The sequence below is a fragment of the Rhizobium jaguaris genome (assembly GCF_003627755.1).
In the GTDB taxonomy this organism is placed as follows: domain Bacteria; phylum Pseudomonadota; class Alphaproteobacteria; order Rhizobiales; family Rhizobiaceae; genus Rhizobium; species Rhizobium jaguaris.
The window spans coordinates 3,801,578-3,827,858 of sequence record NZ_CP032694.1; the positions used below are offsets into that span (position 1 = coordinate 3,801,578).

A 26,281-nucleotide genomic window follows, 5' to 3' on the forward strand; every position below is an offset into this window, starting at 1 on the left:
AATGCAAAGACACGCGGATCATCCAGCGTGCGGACTGTTATTCCTCAGAGCTCTGAGGGCGAATTCGATGAGATCGTCGGGCTCGGCCCGGTTCGTCTTGGCAAGACACTGCGCAACCATCTGCGGATGACACAAAAGGATCGTCGCCGCGCCGAAGCATTTCGAGGCGGCGGCCGGATCCTGTTCGGGAAACTCGCCGGCGGCGATGCCTTCCGCGATGATTTCGGCCATGAGATCGTGGATGCTGTCGATATGTTTTTCGATGACATGCCAATCGCGCTCGATGGCAACGATCACCATCTCATGCACCTTCTGCTCGTCGAGCATCGTCTCGAGCGTCATCTTGTATTGAGCGTGCACATAGTTGCGCAGGCGATCGGACGCGCTGATCGGCAGGTGACGGATATCGTAGGCCATCTTGTAGCTCTGCGCGAGCATGCGGCCGCAGACGGCTTGGTGGATTTCCGTCTTGGATGCGAAGAAACGGTAGATATTCGCGGTCGACATGCCGAGATCGCGGGCGATATCGGCGACCGTCGTCTTGCTGTAGCCATAGTGGCGAAACAGCTTTTCGGCGGAATCGAGGATCCTCGTTATGTTTTCCTGACGCGCCTGATCGGCGCTGACATCAGAAAGATCGAGCATGGACGCACTTTCGATTTACGAGTGACGATTTTTAATTTTCGTCACTCGTAAATCATCAAAGCGCAAATGTCAAGAAACCACCCCGCGAAGCGAGGCAGTTGAAAACGTGTCGTCGATAGGCTTGATCGGCTCAGGCGCCCTGAAGCTGTGGGCGGAAGCGACGCACGCTCAGGAAGCCGACGATGACGATGACCGCCAGCAGCACTAGCTGCGAGGCGAGGACCGGTGGGGCGTTGTCGGCGGGAGCCAAAGCGTGCAACGGCGGAATCTTCTGGAACGACTGCACGATCAGCACGAGACAGTTGAAGAAGAGCAGCGCGAGAGCGCCGACGACGTAGACCAGCCGCCAAATCCCGGCGAGCCGGAACTTGTAGAGCGCCAGAGCGGTCGGGATAAAGATCAGCACGCAAAGCGTGCCGACAATGATCCCCGGCGTCACCACGGTGAATGGAAAGAGGAAACCGGTGAGGCTGGTAAGGATCGTGGTGACCATATAGACCAGCGTCGTGCGCTCATAGCGCCTGCCGGTCAGGAAACCATGTGCCACCGCAATGCCGGTAACAATAGCGATCAGACTGATAATGACGTGAATCAACGTAAGTCCGGACATTTAGGCAATCCCCTTTTGCACAATGCATTTTGCGTGGAGAGCGTAGTCCAAACTGTGAATGTAGAATTGTAGATTTCCAGCAGAATATGCGGGAATTTGCCGGTTCGTGCAGCGGGGTAGAAACCCATCAAACCGATTTCAATAAGAGCGCCGTACCACCGGCACGACGCCCTTATATCGAAATGGCCAGCTTAGGCCACGTGCACTTCCAGCGAAATCGGAACCGAAGCGAGTGCCTTGGAGACCGGGCAACCGGCCTTCGCCTTGTTGGCGAGTTCAGTGAACTTGGCTTCGTCGGCGCCGGGAACTTTACCGGTTAGCGTCAAGTGGATCGCGGTGATGGCGAAGCCGCCTTCGACGCTTTCGAGCGTGACCTTGGCGGTTGTTTCCATGCTCTCCGCGGTAAAGCCGGCCTCATTGAGGATCAGCGACAGAGCCATGGTGAAGCAGCCGGCATGGGCCGCGCCGATCAGCTCTTCCGGATTTGTGCCGGGAACGCCTTCGAAGCGGCTGGCAAAACCATAGGGATAGTGATTGAGCGCGCCGCTCTGGGTCGAGATCTGACCCTTGCCGTCCTTCAGACCGCCGGACCACTGGGCCGAACCTGTACGATTGATCTGCATGCCGTCCTCCTTGTCGTTGATTGAGCGTCGGAAAAGGCCCCTTGCCCTCCCCGCTATGACCGATGGGAAGCAGCCGATCCAGCCTGAAAGATGGATGCTCTACGGCTGCCCCAACCGGCAATATAATGCTCTATCCGTCGAAGACGACAGGGCCGTTACAATTAACGTGCGGGCCGCGGCCAAAGCCTTTGGCTATCCCCTCCTGCGCCCGGCCGCAGCCGAGCGGATATTGTCCAGCGTCACTGCTATCAGCAGGATCGAACCAAGCACAAGGTACTGATAGAAGGCCGGAATATTGAGAAGATTCATGACGTTCTGAGCGATACCCATGATCAGCACGCCGACGATGACGCCGCTCATCGAGGCCCGACCGCCCGCCAGCGATACGCCGCCGAGCACACAGGCCGAGATGACCAGCAGCTCGAGCCCGATCGCGGCATTCGGCTGACCGGAGGTGATGCGCGAAGACAGGAGAATACCGGCGATCGCGCAGATAAAGCCCTGCAGTGTGAAGATCCAGATCCGCATCGTGGCGACGTTGACGCCTGCCAGCCGCGAAGCCTCCGGATTGCCGCCGATCGCCAGCGTGTTCTTGCCGAAGATGGTACGGTTCAGCACGAAGCCGAACAGGAGGAACAGGATCACCATGATCCAGATCGGCGTCGGAATGCCGAGAAAGGTCGAGAGCGCCAGTTGATAGAAATTCGGATCGTTGATGCCGACGGCGCGGCCGTCCGAAGCGATCAGCGCTAGGCCGCGGACGATCTGCATGGTGGCGAGCGTTGCGATCAGCGCATTGATGCGCACCTTGGCGATAAGCAGACCATTGACCAGGCCGACGATCGCGCCGCAGATCAGTGCAGCTAACAGACCGAGAATAATGGAGCCGGTGACGTTCGAGGCCATGACCGCGATCATGCCGCAGAAGGCGACGGTCGAGCCGACGGAAAGATCGAAATCGCGTGAGGCCAGGCAGAACATCATGGTGCAGGCAACGATGCCGATCGTGACCACCGATTGCAGCAGGCCTATCATGTTGCGCTCGGTCAGGAAATTCGGAACCGTCAGCGACACGATGACAAAGGCCACCGCGAAGATGACGACGAGACCCTGTTCGCCGAGGAGGATTTTTTTCACGGAAGACATCGTCACAATTTCCCTGGTCAGAATGTGCCTGCGGCGTTTTTGTCCGGCAGTGCGGCGGTAAGAATCTGGCGCTCGTTGAAATTCGCCCGCGCCACATCGGCGGCGACCTTGCCGCCGCACATCACCATGATCCGGTCGGAAATGCCGATGATCTCCGGCAGCTCGCTGGAGATGACGACGATCGCCATCCCGCCGGCCGCCAGGTCATAGAGGATTTCATAGATTTCCGATTTCGCTCCGACATCGATACCGCGCGTCGGCTCGTCGACGACCAGCACCTTGACGCCCTGTTCGGACAGCCAGCGACCGAGAATGACTTTCTGCTGGTTGCCGCCGGAAAGATTGATGATGTCCTGCTTGCGCGACGGCGTGCGCACGCGCAGCCTGGCAATGAATTGATCGGCAAGGGCTGCCTCCTTGCGAGGACTCAATATGCCGAATGGCGAAAAATGCCGCCGCGAGGAGATGGCGATATTCTCCTGGATCGAGCGGCCCTGGATGATCCCATCGAGCTTGCGGTCTTCCGGGCAGAGCACCATGCCGGCATGGATCGCCGCCTTGGGGTTGTTCGGAGCGACGGTGACGCCATCGATGGTGACCGTACCCTGATGGCGATGGTCCGCGCCGAACAACAGCCGCGCCATCTCGCTGCGGCCGGCGCCGATCAGGCCGAAAAAGCCGAGGATTTCGCCCCTGCGGACGGAGAAATCGATCGGCGTCGGCAGCTTCCGCCCCGAAAGGCCCCTGACCTCCAGCCGGACAGGCCCAAGCGGCCGCTCACGCCATCCCCAGATATTGCTGATCTCGCGGCCGACCATTTCCGCAATGATCTGCTCACGCGTAACTTTCTTGATGTCGGGATGGTTTGCCGCGAGCTTGCCGTCGCGCAATACCGTCAGGCTGTCGCAGAGCCGGAAGATCTCGTCCAGCCGGTGCGAGACATAGAGGATGACGGTGCCGTTCGATTTCAGCCGCTCTATCAGGGAAAACAGGATCTCGCTCTCGCGGGACGACAGCGACGAGGTCGGCTCATCCAGCGCGATCACGCGGGCGTCGACCATGACGGCCTTGGCTATTTCCACCATCTGCCGCGCGCCAATCGACAGCGACGATACCTTGGCCGCCGGATCGACATCGATACCGATCTCCCGCAGCTTGGCGCGCACGGTTTCAATCAGTGTCTTGCCGTTGATGACACCGGCCTTGGCCGGAAAGCGGCCGAGCCACAGGTTTTCGGCGACTGTCAGTTCCGGCACCAGTTGCAGTTCCTGATGGATGACGGTGACGCCGGCGTGAAAGGCATCGCGCACCGAATGGTAGTGCTGTTCCTGTCCGTCGATGGTGATCGCGCCGGCGTCGGCGGACTGATCGCCGGAAAGAATGCGGATCAGCGTCGACTTCCCGGCGCCGTTTTCGCCCATCAACCCGTGCACCGCACCCCTGACGACGGGGAAGGTGATATTCGACAGCGCCTGAACGCCGGGATAGCTCTTGGAAATGCCGTTGAATTCGAGAAAGGCCATGTTTCTCTCACTGGTAAAAGGACCCGGCGGCAAGGTTGCCACCGGGCCATGATCACCTGGGGAGGATGATTATTCGATGCCGAGATCCTTGCGGACCTTCTGATAATCGCCGCGCAGCGCCAGCGAACCGGAGGTCAGCGTCAGCTTCGGCGGTTCCTTGCTGTTGGCGATCCAGTCGTACATGTTGATCGCGGTTTCGTAGCCATGACGCTTCGGCGAGATGATGACCGTGCCGAAGAAGCCCGTCGGCTGCGGCTTCTTGAACTCGTTGATTGCCGAGTCCGCGCCGCCGATCCCGACGCCGATGACGTTGGCTGCGGGAATACCGACCGATTCCGTTGCGCGCACCGCGCCGAGTACCGCTTCGTCGTTGAGACCAAACGCAATCCAATATTTCACATCGGCGTGCTTATTGAGGACGGTGGTCGCGGCATTCAGCGCTGCTTCCGTGTCGGTCTTGGCCTGCGGCGCGTCATAGATGTTCGCCGCCGGGAAGCCGGCGCCCTTCAGCACCGAGATGGCGCCTTCGACGCGATCGACGGCGGTCGGAAGCTGGTCGTAGGAAACGCGAATAGCGCCGACATTCTTCATATCCCAGCCGCGCTTCTTGATTTCATCGACGATCGCCTGACCGACGCTCTCGCCAATTTTTGTAGCGGAAATGCCCATATGCGGCACGTCTTCCAGCGGCTTGCCGTCGGCACTGACCAGACGGTCGTCGACAGTCATCAGCTTAAGTTGGTTGGCGGCTGCTTTGGCGACGATGCCGGGGCCAAGCTTGACATCGGGCGTGCAAATGATGAAGCCCTGCGCACCCTGGGCGCCTAGATTGTCGATCGCGGCCTGAACCTTTTCGCCGTCTTCCGCGCCGATCTTGACGAGCGTGAAGCCCTTCTCTTTGGCGGCCGCGTCAGCGAACTTCCATTCGTCCTGGAACCAGGGTTCCTCCGGCTGCTTGACCACAAAGCCGATTTTCACGTCTGCGGCGAAGGCCGAGGTAGCGGCGATAACCGCAACCGTACCAGCCAGAATAGCTGCTTTGAAAAAGCGCATGATTCTCTCCCAAAAATCCGAAATGAAGCACCTGCCCTCCCAGGCAGTGTTCTTGAAGTATGATAAATCATCATACCAGTCAATTGCCAATGTATGATGATTCGAATAATGTGACTTTTGGAAAGGATGGCTCGCCAAACGCTCCGACGCTTATCGCCATGTGGAACGAATTCCGCTAAGCAGAGGCTCGGCCGCGCGGGAGAGCGACTGCGGAGAAGGAAATTGGATTCGTTTGAACGGCAAGAGCATAGGCTGAACGGGGCACCGGAGCGCCGTCCGCGCGTGCGCAAGAACGTCACCTCGGCGATCGCCGAGGACATCTGTTCCGAACGCTACCCCTCGGGCTCAGCACTGCCGCGCGAAAACGACCTTTGCGACATCTACGGCGTTAGCCGCACCGTCATCCGCGAATCCTTGAAGATCCTGGAATCGAAAGGGCTCGTACGAGGCAAGCCGCGCATCGGCACCACCGTCTGCGACAAGGACGACTGGAATATTCTCGATCAGGACGTACTGGAGTGGATGGGGCCCTATATCGCCGAGTTCGATATTCTCGGCTGCATCCTAGAGGCCAGGCGCACAATCGAGCCGGTTGCCGCCGAATATGCCGCTGAACGCGCTACCGCCCAGGAGATTGCCGATCTCGACAGGGCATGGAGACAGATGCGTGATTCCGGCGACGATCCCGAACGCTTCACCGAAGCCGACGTGATGTTTCATACGGTGCTCTTGAGCGCCAGCCACAACCAGGTGTTCCGCCGCCTCTCGAGCGCCATCCATGCCGGCCTGAAATATGCATTGCACGCCTCGAACGTCGCCGTCGACAGCCGTGACGAGGCAATCGCCGTCCATGGCGACCTGGTGGAGGCGCTGCGCCTGCGCAACCGAACCGCCGCGCGAGACTGTGCCCATCGCATGCTCAACCTTGCCGCCCGCGACCTTGCCGCCGCCGAAAAGGCGATCGGGCGGGCGGAGAAAAACAAGACCTGAATTCCCGAAATCCGCGGCCTCGCGCCGCTGATATGATCCCAAAGCCGAAACGGAAGCATTCCCATGAAAATCACCAAATTGACGACCTATATCGTGCCGCCGCGCTGGATGTTCCTGAAGATCGAAACGGACGAAGGTATCACGGGCTGGGGCGAGCCGGTGGTCGAAGGCCGCGCATTGACTGTCCAGGCGGCCGTGCATGAACTGGAAGACTATCTGATCGGCAAGGACCCCTTCCTGATCGAGGACCACTGGACCGTCATGTACCGCGCCGGCTTCTATCGCGGCGGCGCAATCCACATGAGCGCACTCGCCGGCATCGACCAGGCACTATGGGACATCAAGGGCAAGGCGCTCGGCCAGCCCATCCATTCCCTGCTCGGCGGGCAGGTGCGCGACAAGATCAAGGTCTACTCCTGGATCGGCGGCGACCGCCCTTCCGACGTCGCCAACAACGCCAAAGACGTCGTTGCGCGCGGCTTCAAGGCGATCAAGCTCAACGGCTGCGAGGAAATGCAGATCGTCGATACCTATGACAAAGTGGAGAAGGCGGTCGAGACCATTGCGACCATTCGCGAGGCGATCGGCCCCTATATCGGCATCGGCGTCGATTTCCACGGCCGCGTCCATCGTCCGATGGCAAAGGTTCTCGCCAAGGAACTCGAGCCCTACAAGCTGCTGTTCATCGAAGAGCCCGTGCTCTCCGAAAATCGCGAAGCCTTGAAAGAAATCGCCAATCACGCCTCCACCCCGATCGCACTCGGCGAACGGCTCTATTCGCGGTGGGACTTCAAGTCGGTCCTGTCGGACGGCTATGTCGACATTCTCCAGCCTGACCTTTCCCATGCCGGCGGCATCACCGAATGCCGCAAGATCGCGGCGATGGCGGAAGCCTATGACGTCGCGCTCGCGCCGCATTGCCCGCTCGGCCCCATCGCGCTTGCCGCCTGCCTGCAGGTCGACGCCGTCAGCTACAACGCCTTCATCCAGGAGCAGAGCCTCGGCATCCACTACAACAAGGGCAACGACATCCTCGACTACATCTCCAACAAGGAAGTCTTCAAATACGCCGACGGTTTCGTCAGCATCCCGCAAGGCCCTGGCCTCGGCATCGAAGTGGACGAAGCCTACGTCATCGAACGCGCCAAGGAAGGCCATCGCTGGCGCAACTCGGTTTGGCGTCATGAAGATGGCAGTGTGGCCGAGTGGTAAGTGGCAGCTAGGCTCGAAAGAAGGGCGTCAGAGGAAGCAAATTTCGAATATGCCGCACCTCTGATACCCCCTCTGTCACTGTCGTGACATCTCCCTCACAAGGGGGGAGATTGGCAACCCGTGGTATCTCTTTGCCTCAAACGAACACAGAACCTGCGGCAACTGAGGTTTGTTGTTTAACGAGGGCGAGCCACATTCTCCAAACGATCTCCCCCTTGTGGGGGAGATGTCCCGAAGGGACAGAGGGGGTATCGCACCCTCCGCAAACTCCAAACTCTACCAGTAGCGTTCTTTCACCGAACATCCGCCCGCGCTCGTGGCCGCGTATCGTTCCTCTCCCAGGAGAAAATCGCCGGTGGTAGCGGATCACGATCACGGATGATATCCGCGCCTTTTTCGCCGACCATGATCGTCGGGCCGTTGGTGTTGCAGGAGGGTACGCGAGGCATGACGGAGCTGTCGCAGACGCGCAGGGCCTCAAGCCCTCGCACCTTCAACTCGAGATCGACGACCGCCATGGCGTCCGTGCCCATCTTGCAGGTGCCGACGGGATGGTGATCGGTCTTGGCGTTGGTGCAGCCATAGTCGAATAGTTGCTCTTCCGTCTTGAGATTATCGCCCGGCAGGCGTTCAGCCAGTACGAAAGGTTTCAGCGCATCCTGCCGCATGATGTCGCGGGCGATCCGCAGCCCTTCGAGCGACATCTTCACATCAAGAGGATCGCTCCAATAATTCGGATCGATCAGCGGCGCGGCCGATGGATCGGACGAAGAGAGCCGTACCGTGCCGCGCGAGCGCGGATGCAGATAAGCGGAATTCAGCGTCACGCCGGCATTCTTCAGCCGCGCGACGCCGGCCTCGATGCCCGAGCCGAGGCCGAGATGGAACTGGATATCCGGCGAGCGGGCATCGGGATCGGCATACCAGAAGCCGCCGGTTTCGAAGAGCGACGACGCGACGGGACCAGAGCGGAACAGCACATACTGCAACCCGGCCCACAGCGTACGATGCAGCTTGGCGACATTGTCGTAGGTATGATCGCCAGTGCATTCGGAGATGACGAAAAGGTCGAGATGGTCCTGCAGATTGCCGCCAACACCCGGTAGGTCGTGCGCCACTGGCACACCGACCGAAGTCAGATGATCGGCCGGACCGATGCCGGATTGCAGCAGCAGCTTCGGCGAGCCGATGGCGCCGGAGGAGACCAGCACTTCCCGCTCGGCCCGGATGATCTCGGCGCCCTTGTCCGTCGCCACTTCGACGCCGACAGCGCGGCGACCTTCGAGCACGATCCGCGCCACCCTCGCACCGGTCCGGATTGTCAGGTTCTTCCGATCCTTGATCGGCGAAAGATAGGCAAGCGAGGCAGACGAGCGGCGGTGGTTGCGCTGCGTCAGCTGATAGAAGCCGACGCCCGCCTGCTGTCTGCCGTTAAAATCGTGGTTATAGGGAATGCCAAGCTCCTGGCCGGCGCGGATATAGGCATCGCAGATCGGCAGCGCCGCGGCCGGCATGGAGACACCGAGCGGCCCGCCATAAGAATGGTAGTCATCGGCGAAACGCTGATTGTCCTCGGCGCGCTTGAAATAGGGAAGTACGCTGCGGTAGTCCCAACCCTCGCAGCCATCCTCGCGGGCCCAGAGATCGTAGTCGGCCGCGTTGCCGCGCGTATAGAGCTGCGCATTGATCGAAGAGCCGCCGCCGATCACCTTGGCCTGCGTATAGCGCAGCACGCGGCCTTTCATGTGCCTCTGCGGCACAGTCTCCCAGCCCCAGCTGGCCACGCCCTTGGTCATCTTGGCAAAGCCTGCCGGCATGTGGAACAACGGATTCCAATCACCGCCACCGGCTTCCAGCAACAGGACTTTTACCGAAGGGTCCTCGCTCAGACGGTTGGCGAGTACGCAGCCCGCTGGTCCGGCGCCGGTGATGATGTAGTCGTAGGTCATTTCCAGTCCTCAAATTTATCACGGGCCACGGGCTCAGAGCCGCCCGATCCCTAGCCCGCCGTCCGCAGGGATCACAGATCCCGTGGCAAAACCGAAACTGCCTTTGGCCAGCGCCGCGACGATACTGCCGACATCGCCCGCCTCGCCCCAGCGCTTCATCGGTACCAGCCCGCCGTCGATCAATGCGTCGTATTTCTCCGAGACCTGCGCCGTCATGTCGGTGCGGATGATGCCGGGACGAACTTCGAAGACGGCGATGCCGGTCTCCGCCAGCCGCAACGCCAACCCTTGCGAGAAGGCCGAAAGGCCGGCTTTGCTGATGCAATAATCCAGCCGTTCGGGCGAGCTCAGCGCTGCCGAGACCGAGGTGATGTTGATCACCGAACGCGGCACCGGCGGCGTCTTCGCCGCAAGCATCGAACGAACCACGGCCTGGGTGAAAAACACCGTGCCGCGCAGATTGACGTCGATGATCCGGTCGAAATTTTCAGGCGTCAGATCAAGGAAATCGCCGCGCATGACAGCGCCGATGCCCGCATTGTTGACGAGGCAATCTATGTCGCCCAAAGCCGCCCGGATCGCCTCGACGGTTGCTGCGTGTCCCGAGAGATCGGCAAGATCAGACCGCAAATAGATTGCCCGCCCACCATTCGCTTTCAATTCCGCAAGCTCCACCAGCGGCGGCTCGGTCTCGATACCGGTGACCGCCAGATCGAAACCGCTCGTGGCCAGCGTCTGCGCGATGCCAAAACCGATCCCTTTGCGGCCACCGGTGACGACGGCGATCGGGCGTCTTGCCTTCATCACCGAAGCTCCTCCCGCACGATATGGTCGGCGACGCGCAGCGCTTGCGCAGCCACCGTCAGTGCCGGATTTACCGCCGCCGAAGTCGGCAGGAAACTGGCATCGACAACGAAAAGATTGGGATGATCGAAGGCGCGGCAGAAGATATCGAGCGGGGCAGTCGAGCCGTCATTGCCGATCTTGGCCGTGCCGCATTGATGCGACGGCGTGCGCTTGTCGAAGGGACGTGACAGCACGATCGGGAAGCCGGCCTTGCGCAGCACACCCTTCAGCTTCTTCACGAGATCGAGATGCGCCTGCCAATTGGTGCGCACCCACTGCAGCACGATACGGTCTCCTTCGACCATGATCCGGCTTTCCGGCGACGGCAGATCCTCGCTCATGGCATAGAAATCGATGGCGTGGGCGGAAAGGCTGTTCAGCAGCCACTCCGGAACAGTCGGCATGTTCGCTTTGAGGATCGTGCCGGAAACGCGCCCCAAAAGCTGGACATTGCCGAGCGGCGGCCCGCCTTCGCCATCCGAGAGATAGAAATCGTTGAAGCCGAAGGTCTTCTGATAGATCGAATCGTTCCTATACCAGGGCGAAATCGCCAAAACGGCCGAGGAATTGTGGTTCATGAAATTGCGTCCGACCTGATCCGAGCGGTTGGCCAGCCCGCGCGGATTGGCATCGTCAGCAGATCGCAGCAACAGCACCGCAGACTGCACAGCGCCGGCCGAAAGGACGACCAGTTTCGGCCGCACAACATGCGCCTCCCCATAGGCAGAATAATGTACCGCGGCGATCGTCCGCCCATCAGCGGCGGTTTCCAGCCGCGTGACGCGCGCGCCGGTCTTCAGCCGGACGTTCGGATATTGCAGGGCCTTGGCGAGCGCCACCGTCTCGGCATCCATCTTGCCGTCGGCGCTGTTCGGATGCGCGTCCCAGGGTGTACGGCCCTTGGCGAGCCACTTGTCGATGTCGACGCCCAACGGCAGCGAATGCGGATGCATGCCATTGTCCTTCAGCCGCCTGCGGACTTTGGCAATCGCCGGCTCTTCAGGGACCGGTGGAAATGGATAGGGCTGCGAATGCGGCGGCTCCCATGGGTCGTCCCCGAGGCTGCCGCGCACTCGATAGAGCTGCTCCGCCTCGCTATACCACGGCTCCAGCTCCTCATAGGGAAAGGGCCAGGCCGGCGACACGCCGTCCAGATGCCGCATCTCCTCGAAATCCTCGCGACGGTAGCGGATCAGCACCGCACCGTAGAATTTCGAATTGCCGCCGACATTGTAGTAGTTGCCGGGATTGAACCCCTTGCCGTCCTTTTCGTACCAGGTCTCCTTCGGGCGGAAATGGCCGCGCACGAAGATCGCCCGCTGGTCCCGATTTTCCGGCCGGTCCTCCAGCCGTTCACCAGCTTCGAGGATTAATATGTTGGCGCCCGAGGCGGCAAGGCCGGAAGCGACGGTCGAGCCGCCGATTCCCGAGCCGATGATGACGATATCCGGTTCTTCCATGCCGCTGCTCATCCTATCCGAATTTGGCTCTGCGGATCGAAGAACACCGCCTTGTCGAGGTTAAAGGCAAGCCGCGCCGTCTGGCCAGGGGCAATGCGGGCATCGGCGCGCAGCCGCGCCACGACAGATTTGCCTCCGAGGCGGACGATCGCGAAGGTATCCGATCCCGCCGGCTCGACCACCTCGATCAGGCAGTCACCCTCGGCAAGCGAATGGGCATTGCGATCCGCACCGTCGGGGTCGGTCAGTGCCTCCGGCCGGATGCCGAAGATCACATCCTTGCCTGCATGGGTGCCAAGGCCGGCGCCGCTGCTGTTGATCGGCAGCTTCAGGGGGGCTGCACCGTTCGGCCGGTCGAGCGAGACCTGCAATCCGAGCGGCCCGCTCTCCACCTTCGCCGTCAGGAGGTTCATGGCGGGCGAGCCCATGAAGTCTGCGACGAACATGTTGGCGGGGTGATTATAGATTTCCGCAGGCGTTCCGAATTGCTGCAGGACACCGTCCTTCAGGACGGCGATCTTGGTCGCCAGCGTCATCGCCTCGATCTGGTCGTGTGTCACGTAGACGATCGTCGTCTTCATGCGCTGGTGCAGACGCTTGATCTCGGTACGCATATCGACGCGCAGCTTGGCGTCGAGGTTGGAGAGCGGCTCATCGAACAGGAACACCTGCGGATCGCGCACCAGTGCCCGGCCCATGGCGACGCGCTGGCGCTGGCCGCCGGAAAGCTGGCTCGGCTTGCGGTCGAGCAGATGGCCGATCTGCAGCATGTCGGCCACCTGCTTGATCGCCTTCTCGCGTTCTTCCTTCGGAACTTTGCGGATTTCCATGCCGAAGGCGATGTTGCCGGCGACGGTCATGTTCGGATAGAGCGCATAGGATTGAAACACCATGGCGATGTCGCGCTGCGATGGCGCCAGGCCGTTGACCGAGCGGCCGGCGATGGCGATGTCACCCGAAGTGATCGGCTCCAGCCCGGCAATGGTGTTGAGCAGGGTGGACTTGCCGCAGCCGGAGGGGCCGACGAGCACGAGAAATCCGCCCTTTTCGATCTCGATATTGATGTCCTTCAAGATCTCGAGCGACCCATAGGACTTGCGCAGATTGGTGATTTTCAGGAAGGACATGGACTTATCCCTTGACGGCGCCGGACATCAGTCCACGGACGAAATACCGGCCGGAGACGATATAGACGATGAGGGTTGGCAGGGCCGCGAGGATTGCGCCCGCGAAGTGGACATTGTATTCCTTGACGCCCGTCGACGACGAAACGAGGTTGTTGAGCGCAACCGTCATCGGCGTCGAATAGGGTCCGGAGAACGAAGCTCCAAACAGGAAGTCGTTCCAGATATTGGTGAACTGCCAGATGACGGAGACGACGATGATCGGCCCGGAGGATGGCAGCAGGATACGCCGGAAAATCTGGAAGAAGCTCGCCCCGTCGATCTGCGCAGCACGGACCAGCTCGGTCGGAAACGCCTCATAATAATTGCGGAAATAAAGCGTCGTGAAGCCGAGGCCGTAGATGATGTGGACGAGGATCAGCCCCCAGATCGTGCCGGCAATACCGAAGAGGCCGAGGATGCGCGCCATCGGGATCAGCACGATCTGGAACGGGATGAAGCAGGAGAGCAGCAGCATGCCGAAGAAGAATTCCGCGCCGCGGAAGCGCCACTTCGTCAGTACATAGCCGTTCAGTGCGCCGACAATGGTGGAGATGGCGACGGCGGGCACGACCATCAGGATCGAATTGATGAAAAAGGGCCTCAATCCCGTCGGCTGCACGCCGATCTGCGCCGTCGACCAGGCGGAAATCCATGGTTCGATCGTCCAGGTCTGCGGCAGGTTCAGCATGCCGCCCTGGCGGATCTCTTCGAGCGGCTTGAAGGAATTGACCAGCATCACGTAGAGCGGCAACATGTAATAGACGGCAAACAGGATCAGCGCCACATAGATCAGTGCACGCGTCAGCTTCCCGTGCGAGATGGCGTTTTGCGGATTGGGGTTGCTCATGCGCGTTTCCCTCCGCCGATTTCCGAATAGAGATAGGGGATGATGATGGCGAAGATCATCGCCAGCATGATGATCGCCGACGAGGCGCCTATGCCCATCAGGTTGCGGGTGAACGTGTAGGAATACATGAAGGTGGCCGGCAGCTCGGTCGCCTGCCCCGGTCCGCCGCCGGTCAGCGCGATGATCAGGTCATAGGCCTTGATGGCAAGGTGGGCGAGTACGACGAAAGCCGAGAGGAATACCGGCCGCATCAGTGGAATGATGATGCGGCGATAGGTGGTAACCGCCGACGCGCCATCGATCTGCGCCGCCTTGATGATCTCGTTGTCGACACCGCGAAGGCCAGCGAGGAACATCGCCATGACGAAGCCCGAGGACTGCCAGACCGCGGCGATGACGACACAATAGATCGCCATCTTCGAATCCTTGATCCAGGTGAAGGAAAAACTGTCCCATCCCCAGAGGCGCATGGTGTTCTCGAGCCCGATGCCGGGATCGAGGAACCATTTCCACGCCGTCCCCGTGACGATGAAGGACAGCGCCATCGGATAGAGATAGATCGGCCTCAGCAGCCCTTCGGCGCGGATCTTCTGGTCGAGCAGGATCGCCAAAGCGAGGCCAAGCACCGAGCAGATGACGATATAAAGCGAAGCGAAGATGCCGAGATTGGTAATCGCCCGCCACCAGTGCGGCAGCGCCCAGAGCTTGCTGTAGTTGGCAAAGCCGATGATATTGTAGGACGGCAGCATCTTGCTGTCGGTCAGCGACAAAAAGCCCGTATAGGCGATGAAGCCATATACGAAAATCAGAATGACGACGAAGCTCGGGGCCAGCACCAGCTTGGGTAACAGCTCCTGCATTCGGCTGCGACTGTTCATGGTCGAACACCAACTCTTATAGCTTGACTATTTGCCTACGGAGCAAGTCAGGCCCCTCACCCTAGCCCTCTCCCCGCTCGCAGGGAGAGGGAACGAACCCGTGTTCCCTCGTTTCCAAAGAGATCGAGGGACGACGGGAGGTACGTCTATCCCCTTCTCCCCGTCCTGAGCCTGTCGAAGGGGCGGGGAGAAGGTGGCCGACAGGCCGGATGAGGGGCGTTCCTTGCTCCGTAGCGACTACTTCGCAGCAGCGACCGCGGAGACGAGTTCCTTGACCGCATCGTCAGACGAAAGATCGCCGTTGAATTCGCGGGTCACGACATCGTAGATCGCGTTCTTGACCGCGGCCGGATTCGCATGGCCATGGGCCATGGAGCCCATCAGCGTGCCGTTCTTGTTGGCTTCGGCCAGGTCCTTGATCGCCTTCTTGCCGCAATCGTCGAAAGCGCTGTCCGGAACGTCGGTGCGGGCAGGAACCGAGCCCTTGACGACGTTAAAGGCCGACTGGAAGGTCGGGCTTTCGATCGAGGACGCCATCTGCATCTGCGCCGGGATCTTGTCGGCGGAGACCTTGAACATAGCGAACTGGTCGGAGTTGAAGGTCACCGAGCCCTGCGTTCCCGGGTAGCGGATGCAGACGAAATCCTTGCCGGGCACTTTCTTCGCCTTCAGGAACTCGCCCTTGGCCCAGTCGCCCATGAACTGCAGGCCGGCCTTGCCTTCGATGACCATGCCGGAGGCGAGATTCCAGTCGCGGCCGGAAAAATTATCGTCGACATAGGAGCGCAGCTTCGTCATGCGGTCGAAGGCTTCCTTCATCTTCGGGCTGCCGAGCGTATCGGGATCGAGATCGATGAAGGCCTTCTTGTAGAAGTCGTTGCCGAGCGAGAGCACGACGGCGTCGAAGATCGTCGCATCCTGCCAGGCCTGGCCGCCATGGGCGATCGGCGTGATGCCTTGCTTCTTGAAGTTGTCGAGCAGCGCGATCAGCTCGTCCCAATTGGTCGGCGCCTTGCCGCCGGCCTTGTCGAGCGCCTCCTTGTTGATCCACACCCAGTTGGTGGAGTGGACGTTCACAGGCGCGGCGATCCAGTGGCCGTCATATTTGGAGAACTGCTGCAGGGCGGTCGGGACGACCTTGTCCCAGCCTTCCTTGTTGGCGACCTCATCGAGATTGCCGAGCGAACCTTCCTTGGCCCAGTCGACAATGTCGAAGCCGAGCATCTGCACGGCGGTCGGCGGGTTACCGCCGGTGACGCGGGCGCGCAGCACGGTCATGGCTTCGGTACCGCCCCCGCCGGCGACCGGCATGTCGACCCAGCCGATGCCCTTCGATTCCAAGTCCTTTTTCAGGACTTCCAGCGCCGCCGCCTCGCCGCCTGAGGTCCACCAATGCAGGACTTCGACGCTTTCGGTGGCGCGCGCCATTGTTGCGGTACCCGTCATTAGAAAGGCAGCCGCCGCCACCGATGTCATCAACTTACGCATATTTTCCTCCCGGTTTTAGACACTTGAGCAGCAAGACCTCCTCCCGCTGCTCCCCCTGTTCTGCGCTCCCTCGCGAAGAACAAATCCTCCACGGCCTCCCAGCCATGGGCATGCACGAAAAACGTCACATCCCGCGTTGCGCCAAGCGTTCACAACCATTACTGGCTGAACCTGTCAGCTGTCCACTCGGGCGCATTCATCTCACCTCGGCATCCACCAGCCGGTGCGCCGGCCGATATGCATGTTGAGCGTTTTGGTCTCGGTGTAGTCTTCCACCGCATGTCGGCCGAGCTCGCGCCCGAGCCCTGATTGACGATAGCCGCCGAAGGGCAGTTCGGCTGCGCCATCCATGAAGGTGTTCATCCAGATCGTGCCGGCCCGCACCCGCCGCCCGATCGTCATGCATGTGTCGAAATCGCGGCTCCAGACACCGGCGGAAAGGCCGTAGTCGACGGAATTGGCAATGCGGATCGCATCTTCGGTTGTCTCAAACATCAGCACCGAAAGCACTGGCCCGAACACCTCCTCCTTCGCCACCGCCATCTCCGGTTTGACGTCGGCGAGAACGGTCGGCGCCATGTATTGGCCGAAGCCGAAATCGATCTGGCTGCCGCCATGTGCCACCGTCGCGCCGCTCTTTGCGGCGCCCGAGACATAGCCTTGAATCTTCTGCAGATGCTGCGGCGTGATGATCGCGCCGACTTGCGTTGAAGGATCGAGCGGATCGCCAACCTTTACCTTTTCCGACAGGCTGGCGATACGCGCTGTAACATCCCCTGCGATATCGCGATGGACGATCAGCCGCGAGCCGGCATTGCAGCATTCGCCGGCGTTGAAATAGGCGCCGAACACTGCGGCATCGACGAACTCGTCGAGATTGGCGTCGGGAAAGACGATCTGCGGGTTCTTGCCGCCGAGTTCAAGCGAAACCTTCTTCAGCGTCTGCGCCGCATTCGCCATGGTTAGCCGCCCGACGCCCGTCGACCCGGTGAAGGAGATCATGTCGACATCCGGATGGCTGGTCATCGACGCGCCGACATCGGCACCCATGCCGACCAGGATGTTGACGACGCCGGCCGGCACACCGGCCTCCATCAGGATTTCGCCGAGCACCAGCGTTGAACCCGACGTCAGTTCGGACGGCTTGACCACAGCCGTGCAGCCTGCGGCAAGCGCAAAAGGTAACTTCTGACTGACGATCAGGAATGGGAAATTCCAGGGCGTGATGATCGAGACGACCCCAATTGCCTCGCGCAACACGACACCCATCATGCCGTCGCCGAGCGTATTGTAACTCTCGCCGTGCAGATCGCGGGCGAGAGCAGCGGCGTAGCGCCAGATATCGACGGAGCCGGCGATCTCGCTGCGCACCTGGGTGATCGGCTTGCCGGCCTCGATCGCATCGAGATAGGCGAGTTCCTCGGCCCGCACCGAGATCATGTCGGCGGCTTTCAGGAGGATGTTGGAGCGTTCCGCCGCCGTCATGCGCGGCCAGGGACCATGGTCGAACGCCCCGCGCGCGGCGGCGATTGCCCGATGCACATCGTCCTTGGTCGCGGATTTATAGCGGCTGACAGTGACTCCATGGCTCGGCGCTACGCGGTCGATCGTGCCGGTCTCGACGCCTTCGACCCATTTGCCGTCGATCAGCATCTTGAATTCGCGCACCTTTACGTCGGGAAGCGCCTGTGGCTTCACAAGGACCGTCATCACCATTCCCCCTTGAATTCGGCGGCGCGTTTGCCGGCAAAGGCCGCAACGCCCTCCTTGAGGTCGCCGGTTTTGGCGACCAGGATCGATCCCAGCGCCTCGACGGCTGACCCATTATCCTCGCCATTGGCCGAAGCGATCATCAGCTTCGCAATCTCCAGCGCCGCCGGTCCGCGCATGGCGATGCGCGCCGCGTAATCCCTCGCGGCAGCAAGCGCCGTTCCCGTTTCGACGACGGCATCCACTAGACCGTAACCATGCGCTTCCTCGGCGGAAAACATCTCTCCGCCCAGCACCATGCGACGCACGATCTGCGCACCGAACCGCTTGGTAAGCCGCTGCGTACCAGACCAACCGGGCACCATGCCGAGGCTTGTCTCCGGTAGGCCGATCCTGATCTGGCTTTCCGCAATGCGGATGTCAGCTGCGGCCGCCAGCTCCAGCCCGCCGCCAAGCGCATGACCATTCAATGCGGCGATCACCGGCATGCGGAGCGTTGCCAGCCGCTCGAAGACACGATGGCCGAAGCGCACCCAGGCATGACCGAACTCGTTGGCCGCCATACCATCCCAGGCTTTGATGTCGCCGCCGGCCGAAAAGGCCTTGCCTTCGCCGGTCAGGATTGCGACACGCACGGAACCGTTCGCCTCGACTTCGTCACAGGCTGCCGCCAGCGCCTTCAGCATCTCGATATCGAACGCGTTGAGCTTTTCCGGCCGCGAGACCGTGATCGTCGCGACGGAGCTTTCAACGGATACCTTGACCTCACCCATGGCCCGCTCCTCCCAGAACACGCCTGGCCTTGGCAGGTAGTGTCAGACCAACGGGCGCTTCATGGAACAGAGCCGCATCCATCACCTTCAGCCGGTCGGAAACGAGCAGCGGGAATTCCGACTGATCGAGAATATGCGCCTCCAAATCGACGCCGGGCGCAATCTCCGTCAGCAGCAGGCCATCCGGCGTCAACTTCATCACGCAGCGTTCGGTGACATAGGTGATATCCTGCCCCTGTGCGATGCCGCGCGGGCCGGAGAAGGTGACGTGTTCGACCGCATTCACCAGCTTCTTCAGCTTGCCTTCCTTCTCGATGACGAGCCGGCCCTCCCCGACGCCGAGCTTCGCGCCGGCATTGAACATGCCGGAGAAGACGATCTTCTTCGCCCGCGCCGTAATGTCGACAAAGCCACCGGCGCCGGCCGTCACATGCGGCCGGAAGCTGAGCCTGGAAACATTGACCGAACCGTCGCGGCCGATCTCCAGGAAGGAAAGAAGCGAAGCGTCGAAACCGGCACCCTGGAAATAGGTGAACTGATAGGGCGACGGCATGAAGGCATCGGCATTGGACGCGCAGCCGAAGGCAAAATCGAGCAGCGGCACGCCGCCGACCGCTCCCTGCTCGATCACCCAGGTGACCGCGCCATGCAACCCTTCTTCCATCAGGATACGCGGCACATTGGCCGAAATGCCGAAGCCGAGATTGACGGCACTGCCGGATTGCAACTCCTGCGCCACCCGCCGGGCGATGACCTTCTGGATATTGAATTCCGGCACGCGGAAGCTGTCGAGCGGCCGAAAGATCTCGCCCGAGATCGCCGGATCGTAAAGCGTCTGAGTCGTCTGTTTCTGATCCGGGTCGACCACGATATAGTCGACCAGAACTCCTGGAATGCGTACGTCATGCGGTTTCAGCGAGCCTTCCTTGGCAAGACGCTTGACCTGGGCAATGACGATGCCGCCATTGTTGCGGGCGGCAAGCGCCTGGTCGAGCCCGCCGAGATAGGCGCCTTCGTGCTCATAGGTGAGATTGCCGCGCTCGTCGGTGGTGGTTGCCCGGATGATAGCCACCTGCGGCGCGATCGCCTTGAAATAGAGCCAGTCTTCACCCTCGAAGCGGATTCGCTTCACCACCGGCTCAGCCTCGGCGGCCGCATTCATGGCGCAACCCTCGCGTTCCGGGTCGACGAAGGTGTCGAGACCGACCTTGGTCAACACGCCGGGACGCTTGGCGGCCGCTTCGCGATGCATGTCGAAGAGAATGCCCGAGGGGATATTGTAGGCCGCCACCTCGTTGCCGCCGATCATCTGCCAGATCAGTGGCGGTTCGGAGCTCGAAGGGCCGGAGGGATAGGAGCCGCCGATGATCTTTTTCAGCAGACCTTTCTTGGCGATATGATCAACGCCCTTGATGCCGCTCATGTCGCCCGCCGCGATCGGATGCAGCGTCGTCAGATCGCGCGGATGGCCCGTCGTCTCGAAACGCTCGCCGATCGCCTTCAGCATCAGGTCCGGGCAGCCGAGACCGCTTGAGGATGAGACGGAGACGATGGCACGATCGGGGATCAGGGCGGCCGCCTCCGCAGGAGTGATATGCTTGTTCATCGCGGCGCTCAAAGTCCAGGTTCGATCTTGGCAGCTCCGCCGGTCGCGGCCGATTTGACGACGGCCAGGCCCGTCGCCAGCGACCACACGCCGTCCTCGCCGGTGGCTGACGGTTTTCCCCGTCCTTCGATCGCGGCATGAAAGGCGGCAAGCGCCGTCTCATAGAGATTGTGATGATGAAGCGGCAGCTCCGTCTCACCATCCCTGTTGCGCAGGAAGACGTGGCCGATAGGCTGCTGCGTCATGACATTGCGGCCGATCAGCGAACCGTCCGTGCCATGCACCTCGAAGCCGGTCTCCGCATATTTCGTGGTGAAGCCGTCGTGAAACTGCGCGATGACGCCGGATTTGAAGCGCAAGGCGCCCATAACGGCATCTTCAAGCCCGGCCTTGCTCATGCCGCCGCTCTGGCCAAGCGCGATCGCTTCCACCGGATCGTCGTTCAGCACGAAGCGCAGGGTGTCGGCGTCATGAACGGTGATATCGAGAATGACACCACCGCCCGCTTGCGGCTTGTCTAGGCGCCAGCCCTGCAAATGTGGTGGCAGATAGACGGCATGGAAAACACGGGCGCTTAGCGGCTTGCCGATGCGACCGGCCGCGATTGCCTCCCGCATCGCACGGTGGCTGGCGGCATTGCGCAGGTGATGGTTGGTGCCCATGACCACGCCGGCACCCTTCGCCGCCTGCACCATGAGCCTCGCATCTTCCAGCGTCAGCGCCAGCGGCTTTTCGCAAAGCACATGCTTGCCGGCCTTCACCGCCGCCAAGGTCTGGTCGCGATGCAATTCGTTGGTCGTCGAGATATAAACCGCATCGACATCCGGATCGCTGACGAGGTCGGCGAGATCCGTCACCGATTGGGCAATGCCGTTCTCGGCCGCATAGGCCCGGCCACGCTCCGCATCCGTGCTCATGACGGAGACGACGTCGCCGCCGGTTGCACGAATGGCGCCGATCATCCATTCACGGGCAATCGTGCTTGCTCCGATCAGGCCCCATTTTACACCTCCACTTGTCATGACACGGCCCTCCTTGCCGTTGTGTCCAACCCAGCTCCGGAGCTCTGGCGCACCACCAACCGCACAGCGCTGACGATCGCTTCCGCCTCCACCTTGCCGGAATTGACCTGCTTCAGGAGCAACTGTGCCGCCCGCCGGCCCATACCCTGCGGATCGACGGAAATCGTCGTCAGCGCCGGCACTGCACTCTCGGCCTCGATCACATCATCGAAACCGACCACTGCGAAATCGACGCCCGGCTCAAGCCGCCGTGCCCTCAGACCGTCGCATACGCCGAAGGCGACCGCATCGTTGAAACACACGGCCGCTGTCGGCTTATGAGCAAGCAGCATGGCGCGGCCGACCGCTTCGACGCCGCCGGCCCGTGACGGTGCGGTGGCAACGACGAGGTCGTCGTCAAAAGCTATCTCCGCCTTGGCCAGCGCCTCGCGATAGCCGCCGAGCCGTTCGGCAAAAACCGCGGTGTTGGCAAAACCGCCCATGAAAGCGATGCGGCGGTGGCCAAGACCGGCCAGATGCTCGACCGCCGCCGATGCGCCGGCAAAATTGTCCGACACCAGCGAAGAGACCTTTGCGCCGGGAATATTGCGCACCACGATCACGACTGGAATGCCGGCATTGGTGAGCGGCTTGAAATCGGCCGCTTCCGTGCCCCGCGCAGGCGAGACGATCAGACCGGAAATGCCATGCTCGCGCATCGAGGCGACGACCTCACGCTGCCGGTCTACGCTCTCGCCGGTATTGGACAGGAATTGCACATAGCCGGCCGACTGCACAACCATATCGACACCAACGGCGAGCTCGGCAAAGAAGCTGTTGGTGAGATCGTTGACGACGATGCCGACAATCTTCGACTTCGCCTGCCGCAGGTTGGCGGCGCCGCGATTGTAGACGTAGCCGAGCTCGCGGATCACAACATTGACCTTGGCCCGCGTCGCCTCGTTGACCAGCGAGCTGCCCTGCAGAACGAGAGACACGGTCGACTTCGACACGCCGGCGGCATGCGCAATATCGATGACCGTGACGCGTCCCTTGCTCATCCGTCTCCCTGCGGGCTTTAAATCCTTTTGTTGAGGTGATTATTTGGAACGTTCCAAATTTTGTCAAGTCCATAATGGACGCCGCGATGAGAACGCTTGTCGGCTCGGCAAATGCGAGGCCCTTTCTCGTCCTTGGCGGGCGAGAAAGCAATTTCATTGGTTTAGGAATTGCGATATCCGAATCTCAACAAGCTCAAAAGCTTAGCGCAATTTCTAACCATTGAAATTGCAGGAGAATTTATCTGTATCTTGCACCGGTATGCCGGGAATTGGTAGCGTCTTCACCTACCCCCGCTCTTGTAAAAACTAAGAATTATGCGAGGCACGAGCCTTCGCCTAGTCCCAAGTTTTTACTTTCTCGCCCGCCAAGGGCGAGATAGAGCTCCGCCTCACCGATGAATCTCCCATACTTCACATCGAACAGATCGAAGCCTTTATATTTGGAACGTTCTAAATCAATGCCTTCCCTAGCATGCAGAAACGCCCAGCAACCGAACGGGTTACCGGGCGTCCCATGGAAACGAAAATATAAGAACCGCAGGCTTTATTTATTCAACTGCGCTTGCAGCTTGTTGACGTCCTCGGTCGACATCTCTCCATCCGTCGTCACCTTGCCGCCCACGATCTTCCAGAGACGGAACGGGCCGGTGATGTCGCCGTATTTGTCGAAGGCGACCGGGCCGATGACGCCCTCATAGCGGATCGGCTTACCATCCTTGATCAGGCCGAGCGCCTTGGCGAACTCATCCTTGCCGGCATAGATCGGCGTGCCCTTGGGATCGACCGCCTTGAACATCGCATCCTTGATCTTGGCCGGATCGTCCGAGCCTGCAATCGCGATGGCGAGGCCGACGATGGCACCGGCGTCATAGGAACGGTCAGCCGCCGGATTGGAGGGTTCGATTCCCGAGAAATCCTTGTAGTTCTTCATGAAATAGTCGGTCGAAGCGGTCGGGCTGGTGCCGGAGGAGGTGCCATAGGCATCCTTGAGGTAGTCGGCGCCGACCGAGTCGATGAAATCTGGGCTGTTCATGCCGTCGTTGAGCAGGAATTTCTGCACGCCTCCCTGCGAAATCCAAGTACGGGCGATGGTTGCGCCATCGACCGGCGTGCTGACGAGATAAAGACCGTCCGGATTGCCAGCCATGGCGGCGGTGACTTCCGAGGCATAGCTCGACTGCTTTTCGTTATAAGGCGTGTCGGACACGATCGTGCCGCCAAGCGCTTTATAGGCGCGAGAGAACTCCGCCACCATGTTGACGCCAAAGTCGTTGTTGACGTGGATGACCGCAAGCTTCTTGAAGCCCTTGTCGATCGCGTATTTCGCGGCCGCTACACCCTGCAGCGCGTCCGAAGTGATGGTGCGGAAGAAGATGCCGTTGGTCTTGCCGTCACGACCGAGCGCCGTCAGCGTCGGCGAGGACGAGGCCGGCGACACCTGCACGATCTTGGCCGGCGCGGTGACCGAGGTCAGGATCGGAATCGAGACCGACGAGATGATGCCGCCGATGATGACGGGCACCTTCTTCACCTGCACGAGCTGGGTCGCGGCATCTACGGCGACATTGCCCTGGCTCTGGCTGTCGCGCGTGTCGGTCACCAGATCGCAGCCGCGTACACCGCCGGCGGCGTTGATGTCGCGGAAGGCCATCTCGACCGATTTCGCGCCCGCCTGGCCATATTCGCCGGCAGGCCCCGTCAGCTCCATGACCAGCCCGACGGTGATCTTGCAGTCTGCCGCATTGGCAACGCCTGCCGCAGCAAGGAGTGCCAGAGCGGTGGTGAGTTGAAATATCGTCTTTTTCATCTTTGTTCCCCTTGTTAGGTACACGACTTCTATTTCAGTGGTTGGCCTGTTTCGTCTCAGGCGCCTGCAGCCAGGTTTCATGCAGATGCCGCCATTCGACGCCGTTCGGCATCGATGAATTCTCGCTAAAAAGCGCGCTCGCCCGCCGCCAGGTCCAGACGCCGGCTCGGCACTGTGCCTCGACATAGGTCACGACGATGATGCCGGCGGCCTCCCAGCCAGGCGTGACATCATCGATCTCGATCACGAAATCACCGTGAAAACAGCTTCGGTTGGCCCGGACATGGCTGATGATGGAATCGCGCTCGATAATGCGCCCATCGTCCGGCGTGACGATGCGAAAGCCCTCGCCCAAGACTTTCTCGAACCGGCTGAAATCCGTCGGGTGGGAGTCGGCTGCGTTATACCAGTCGGCGAAATAGCGATGCAGGTCGATGATTTCGGCCTTGGCGCGATCGAAGAGGGATGGGCTCGTGCTCATTTTTTCCCCGCGTTCAGATTGTAATGCATGATTGAGCCATGCCGCCCCGTGCGGTCGCGCTCCAGCGTGTAGACATCGCCGAGCAGGCCGTTGCTCTCAGCGATGATCGCGGCAATCTGAGACCGCTCCTCCGCTGTGAGCGCAATATCCATGATTTTCGCATTGGTAAGCGCATGTGCCTGATTGCGGGCGCCGACAATGACAGCAGCCACTTGCGGCTGTTCCAGCACCCAGGCACTTGCAATGGTGGCAATATCGACGCCATGGCAGTCGCCGATGGTCTTCAGCGTTCGGAGCAGCGACTGGAACGGGTCCCAGCCGCCGAAATCGTCGATGATCAGCTTGTATTTGACCAGCGAGCGGTTCTCGAGCGGCATCTCCGGCTCCGGCTGCCCAAGCCATCTGTCGCTGAGGAATCCGCCTGCGACGGAGCCGTAGCAGAGGAAGCGGACATTGTTGTCGGCCGCAAGTGCTGCCAGACTGTTCGCGGGCCTCTGATCAAGCACGGAATATTGCAGTTGCTGGCTGACTAGGGGAATACCGGCTTTCAGGATTTCGGCGATGTGCGGTGTATCGAAATTCGTCGTACCGACATTGCGGACCTTACCCTCCCGCCGCATCTCGTCCAGCCAGCCGAGCGCGTCGAGATAACCGGGCAGCGCATAATCCCACCAGTGAAACTGCACAAGGTCCAGCCGCTCCGTTTTCAGCCGCCGCAGCGATTGCTCCACGATGCCTCTGATGTAGTCTCGGCTGATGCGCGACAGCATTTCGAGATCGGGCACAAGCTTGGTGTGCACCTTCATCTTGGCGGCGACATCGAGCCCACGCTCCTTGGCAAGCCGCAGGCGGGCAGCACCGATCAGCTCTTCGACGCCGGTATAGATATCGGCGCAATCGTAGGTGATGATGCCCGCGTCGAAAGCGGCGATGAGGTCGGTCACAGCCTGCGCGCGGTCGATCGCTCCATGGCCGCCGGCCAATTGCCAGCCGCCGCGGATGACGCGGGAGATCGCATAGCCGGGGCTGAGTTCGAAGGTCTTGGCATTCATCTACTTAGTCTCCTCAGGCAACGGCACCGCCGTTGTCTCTGCGTGGCTAAACCGCCGCTTGCCTGTTCTGACGATCCGCAAACGGCTCGCGCAGTTGGGGTCCGGACAGGCGATCTCGGCATCCGACGTCATCCAGTCGTTCTTGTGGGTGGGCCGCTGCTTGGCCGCGAGCAGCGGCAATACGGCGGAGATGGAATAGATGGAGAAACCCTGCCCTGGCGGCAGCGAAAGCATTTCGCCCTTGAGCTCGAAATAGTCACCCTCCTTGGCGCCGCAATAGATCGGCCTGCCCTCGGGGATGACGGCTTCGACACGCAGGTCGAACAACTCGAAGGAATCGTCTGATGCGCTCAT

Annotated in this window: 24 protein-coding genes; 2 read left to right on the plus strand and 22 right to left on the minus strand. The window is 60.8% G+C overall.

The annotated features are described in order from the left end of the window. Nucleotides 1–18 precede the first annotated feature (18 nt). The 6 genes from CCGE525_RS18560 to CCGE525_RS18585 all read right to left on the minus strand — a co-directional run bounded on the left by CCGE525_RS18560 (nucleotide 19) and on the right by CCGE525_RS18585 (nucleotide 5,600). Nucleotides 19–645: a TetR/AcrR family transcriptional regulator gene (locus tag CCGE525_RS18560; protein ID WP_120705565.1), complete on the minus strand. Its 627-nt coding sequence runs from the start codon at nucleotides 643–645 to the stop codon at nucleotides 19–21. 130 nt (nucleotides 646–775) lie between these two features. Then, on the minus strand, nucleotides 776–1,255 hold the full coding sequence (locus CCGE525_RS18565) for a hypothetical protein (RefSeq protein WP_120705566.1): 480 nt from the start codon (nucleotides 1,253–1,255) through the stop codon (nucleotides 776–778). Between the two features lie 191 nt (nucleotides 1,256–1,446). Continuing rightward, on the minus strand, nucleotides 1,447–1,878 hold the full coding sequence (locus tag CCGE525_RS18570) for an OsmC family protein (RefSeq protein WP_120705567.1): 432 nt from the start codon (nucleotides 1,876–1,878) through the stop codon (nucleotides 1,447–1,449). 192 nt (nucleotides 1,879–2,070) lie between these two features. Continuing rightward, nucleotides 2,071–3,024, minus strand: coding sequence for an L-arabinose ABC transporter permease AraH (gene araH / locus CCGE525_RS18575; protein WP_120705568.1), 954 nt, complete (start codon nucleotides 3,022–3,024; stop codon nucleotides 2,071–2,073). Between the two features lie 17 nt (nucleotides 3,025–3,041). Continuing rightward, nucleotides 3,042–4,547 carry an L-arabinose ABC transporter ATP-binding protein AraG gene (gene araG, locus CCGE525_RS18580; protein WP_120705569.1) on the minus strand — a complete coding sequence of 502 codons (1,506 nt, stop codon included), beginning with the start codon at nucleotides 4,545–4,547 and terminating at the stop codon, nucleotides 3,042–3,044. Between the two features lie 69 nt (nucleotides 4,548–4,616). Next, a complete protein-coding gene (locus tag CCGE525_RS18585) occupies nucleotides 4,617–5,600 on the minus strand; it encodes an arabinose ABC transporter substrate-binding protein (RefSeq protein WP_120705570.1) in 984 nt (327 codons plus the stop codon). Nucleotides 5,601–5,822: 222 nt separating this feature from the next. On the opposite strand from CCGE525_RS18585, the gene CCGE525_RS18590 reads away from it, so the two are divergent. Further along, on the plus strand, nucleotides 5,823–6,590 hold the full coding sequence (locus CCGE525_RS18590) for a FadR/GntR family transcriptional regulator (protein ID WP_120705571.1): 768 nt from the start codon (nucleotides 5,823–5,825) through the stop codon (nucleotides 6,588–6,590). Between the two features lie 63 nt (nucleotides 6,591–6,653). Beyond that, nucleotides 6,654–7,802: a galactonate dehydratase gene (gene dgoD, locus CCGE525_RS18595; protein ID WP_120705572.1), complete on the plus strand. Its 1,149-nt coding sequence runs from the start codon at nucleotides 6,654–6,656 to the stop codon at nucleotides 7,800–7,802. A gap of 293 nt (nucleotides 7,803–8,095) precedes the next feature. On the opposite strand, the gene CCGE525_RS18600 is transcribed toward dgoD, so the two are convergent. The 16 genes from CCGE525_RS18600 to CCGE525_RS18675 all read right to left on the minus strand — a co-directional run bounded on the left by CCGE525_RS18600 (nucleotide 8,096) and on the right by CCGE525_RS18675 (nucleotide 26,281). Then, nucleotides 8,096–9,751, minus strand: a complete 1,656-nt coding sequence (locus CCGE525_RS18600) for a GMC family oxidoreductase (protein ID WP_120705573.1) — start codon at nucleotides 9,749–9,751, stop codon at nucleotides 8,096–8,098. 33 nt (nucleotides 9,752–9,784) lie between these two features. After that, nucleotides 9,785–10,555: a 3-ketoacyl-ACP reductase gene (locus CCGE525_RS18605; protein WP_120705574.1), complete on the minus strand. Its 771-nt coding sequence runs from the start codon at nucleotides 10,553–10,555 to the stop codon at nucleotides 9,785–9,787. Then, nucleotides 10,555–12,057 (minus strand): FAD-dependent oxidoreductase, encoded by a 1,503-nt coding sequence (locus tag CCGE525_RS18610; protein ID WP_425375875.1) that lies wholly within the window; start codon nucleotides 12,055–12,057, stop codon nucleotides 10,555–10,557. The genes CCGE525_RS18605 and CCGE525_RS18610 overlap by 1 nt, the downstream gene beginning before the upstream one ends. 8 nt (nucleotides 12,058–12,065) lie before the next feature. Then, nucleotides 12,066–13,184, minus strand: a complete 1,119-nt coding sequence (locus tag CCGE525_RS18615; RefSeq protein ID WP_120705576.1) for an ABC transporter ATP-binding protein — start codon at nucleotides 13,182–13,184, stop codon at nucleotides 12,066–12,068. Between the two features lie 4 nt (nucleotides 13,185–13,188). Beyond that, complete coding sequence (locus CCGE525_RS18620; protein WP_120705577.1) at nucleotides 13,189–14,070, minus strand: carbohydrate ABC transporter permease; 882 nt, start codon at nucleotides 14,068–14,070, stop codon at nucleotides 13,189–13,191. After that, nucleotides 14,067–14,948 (minus strand): carbohydrate ABC transporter permease, encoded by an 882-nt coding sequence (locus CCGE525_RS18625; RefSeq protein WP_120705578.1) that lies wholly within the window; start codon nucleotides 14,946–14,948, stop codon nucleotides 14,067–14,069. Before CCGE525_RS18625 ends, CCGE525_RS18620 begins: the two co-directional genes overlap by 4 nt. Nucleotides 14,949–15,185: 237 nt before the next feature. Next, a complete protein-coding gene (locus CCGE525_RS18630) occupies nucleotides 15,186–16,436 on the minus strand; it encodes an ABC transporter substrate-binding protein (RefSeq protein ID WP_120705579.1) in 1,251 nt (416 codons plus the stop codon). Between the two features lie 201 nt (nucleotides 16,437–16,637). Next, nucleotides 16,638–18,146 (minus strand): aldehyde dehydrogenase family protein, encoded by a 1,509-nt coding sequence (locus CCGE525_RS18635; RefSeq protein ID WP_120705580.1) that lies wholly within the window; start codon nucleotides 18,144–18,146, stop codon nucleotides 16,638–16,640. Continuing rightward, entirely contained in the window at nucleotides 18,146–18,919 is a 774-nt protein-coding gene (locus tag CCGE525_RS18640) for an enoyl-CoA hydratase/isomerase family protein (RefSeq protein ID WP_120705581.1), read from the minus strand. Before CCGE525_RS18640 ends, CCGE525_RS18635 begins: the two co-directional genes overlap by 1 nt. Continuing rightward, the gene (locus CCGE525_RS18645) at nucleotides 18,912–20,525 is read right to left on the minus strand and encodes an acyl CoA:acetate/3-ketoacid CoA transferase (protein WP_120705582.1); all 1,614 of its coding nucleotides are present in this window, start codon (nucleotides 20,523–20,525) and stop codon (nucleotides 18,912–18,914) included. Before CCGE525_RS18645 ends, CCGE525_RS18640 begins: the two co-directional genes overlap by 8 nt. Before the next feature lie 8 nt (nucleotides 20,526–20,533). Next, complete coding sequence (locus CCGE525_RS18650) at nucleotides 20,534–21,547, minus strand: Gfo/Idh/MocA family protein (RefSeq protein ID WP_120705583.1); 1,014 nt, start codon at nucleotides 21,545–21,547, stop codon at nucleotides 20,534–20,536. Further along, nucleotides 21,544–22,587, minus strand: a complete 1,044-nt coding sequence (locus CCGE525_RS18655) for a LacI family DNA-binding transcriptional regulator (protein WP_120705584.1) — start codon at nucleotides 22,585–22,587, stop codon at nucleotides 21,544–21,546. The genes CCGE525_RS18650 and CCGE525_RS18655 overlap by 4 nt, the downstream gene beginning before the upstream one ends. A gap of 544 nt (nucleotides 22,588–23,131) precedes the next feature. Then, on the minus strand, nucleotides 23,132–24,394 hold the full coding sequence (locus tag CCGE525_RS18660) for an ABC transporter substrate-binding protein (protein ID WP_120705585.1): 1,263 nt from the start codon (nucleotides 24,392–24,394) through the stop codon (nucleotides 23,132–23,134). Nucleotides 24,395–24,428: 34 nt separating this feature from the next. Further along, nucleotides 24,429–24,875 carry a hypothetical protein gene (locus CCGE525_RS18665; protein WP_120705586.1) on the minus strand — a complete coding sequence of 149 codons (447 nt, stop codon included), beginning with the start codon at nucleotides 24,873–24,875 and terminating at the stop codon, nucleotides 24,429–24,431. Further along, nucleotides 24,872–25,927 carry an aldo/keto reductase gene (locus CCGE525_RS18670; protein ID WP_120705587.1) on the minus strand — a complete coding sequence of 352 codons (1,056 nt, stop codon included), beginning with the start codon at nucleotides 25,925–25,927 and terminating at the stop codon, nucleotides 24,872–24,874. The genes CCGE525_RS18665 and CCGE525_RS18670 overlap by 4 nt, the downstream gene beginning before the upstream one ends. Further along, nucleotides 25,928–26,281, minus strand: a complete 354-nt coding sequence (locus tag CCGE525_RS18675; protein WP_120705588.1) for a TIGR04076 family protein — start codon at nucleotides 26,279–26,281, stop codon at nucleotides 25,928–25,930.

Coding starts and splice junctions, on each gene's coding strand:
- CCGE525_RS18560 (WP_120705565.1), bottom strand. CDS start 645: ATGCTCGATCTTTCTGATGTCAGCGCCGATCAGGCGCGTCAGGAAAAC.
- CCGE525_RS18565 (WP_120705566.1), bottom strand. CDS start 1,255: ATGTCCGGACTTACGTTGATTCACGTCATTATCAGTCTGATCGCTATT.
- CCGE525_RS18570 (WP_120705567.1), bottom strand. CDS start 1,878: ATGCAGATCAATCGTACAGGTTCGGCCCAGTGGTCCGGCGGTCTGAAG.
- araH (WP_120705568.1), bottom strand. CDS start 3,024: ATGTCTTCCGTGAAAAAAATCCTCCTCGGCGAACAGGGTCTCGTCGTC.
- araG (WP_120705569.1), bottom strand. CDS start 4,547: ATGGCCTTTCTCGAATTCAACGGCATTTCCAAGAGCTATCCCGGCGTT.
- CCGE525_RS18585 (WP_120705570.1), bottom strand. CDS start 5,600: ATGCGCTTTTTCAAAGCAGCTATTCTGGCTGGTACGGTTGCGGTTATC.
- dgoD (WP_120705572.1), top strand. CDS start 6,654: ATGAAAATCACCAAATTGACGACCTATATCGTGCCGCCGCGCTGGATG.
- CCGE525_RS18600 (WP_120705573.1), bottom strand. CDS start 9,751: ATGACCTACGACTACATCATCACCGGCGCCGGACCAGCGGGCTGCGTA.
- CCGE525_RS18605 (WP_120705574.1), bottom strand. CDS start 10,555: ATGAAGGCAAGACGCCCGATCGCCGTCGTCACCGGTGGCCGCAAAGGG.
- CCGE525_RS18610 (WP_425375875.1), bottom strand. CDS start 12,057: ATGGAAGAACCGGATATCGTCATCATCGGCTCGGGAATCGGCGGCTCG.
- CCGE525_RS18615 (WP_120705576.1), bottom strand. CDS start 13,184: ATGTCCTTCCTGAAAATCACCAATCTGCGCAAGTCCTATGGGTCGCTC.
- CCGE525_RS18620 (WP_120705577.1), bottom strand. CDS start 14,070: ATGAGCAACCCCAATCCGCAAAACGCCATCTCGCACGGGAAGCTGACG.
- CCGE525_RS18625 (WP_120705578.1), bottom strand. CDS start 14,948: ATGAACAGTCGCAGCCGAATGCAGGAGCTGTTACCCAAGCTGGTGCTG.
- CCGE525_RS18630 (WP_120705579.1), bottom strand. CDS start 16,436: ATGCGTAAGTTGATGACATCGGTGGCGGCGGCTGCCTTTCTAATGACG.
- CCGE525_RS18635 (WP_120705580.1), bottom strand. CDS start 18,146: ATGACGGTCCTTGTGAAGCCACAGGCGCTTCCCGACGTAAAGGTGCGC.
- CCGE525_RS18640 (WP_120705581.1), bottom strand. CDS start 18,919: ATGGGTGAGGTCAAGGTATCCGTTGAAAGCTCCGTCGCGACGATCACG.
- CCGE525_RS18645 (WP_120705582.1), bottom strand. CDS start 20,525: ATGAACAAGCATATCACTCCTGCGGAGGCGGCCGCCCTGATCCCCGAT.
- CCGE525_RS18650 (WP_120705583.1), bottom strand. CDS start 21,547: ATGACAAGTGGAGGTGTAAAATGGGGCCTGATCGGAGCAAGCACGATT.
- CCGE525_RS18655 (WP_120705584.1), bottom strand. CDS start 22,587: ATGAGCAAGGGACGCGTCACGGTCATCGATATTGCGCATGCCGCCGGC.
- CCGE525_RS18660 (WP_120705585.1), bottom strand. CDS start 24,394: ATGAAAAAGACGATATTTCAACTCACCACCGCTCTGGCACTCCTTGCT.
- CCGE525_RS18665 (WP_120705586.1), bottom strand. CDS start 24,875: ATGAGCACGAGCCCATCCCTCTTCGATCGCGCCAAGGCCGAAATCATC.
- CCGE525_RS18670 (WP_120705587.1), bottom strand. CDS start 25,927: ATGAATGCCAAGACCTTCGAACTCAGCCCCGGCTATGCGATCTCCCGC.
- CCGE525_RS18675 (WP_120705588.1), bottom strand. CDS start 26,281: ATGAGCGCATCAGACGATTCCTTCGAGTTGTTCGACCTGCGTGTCGAA.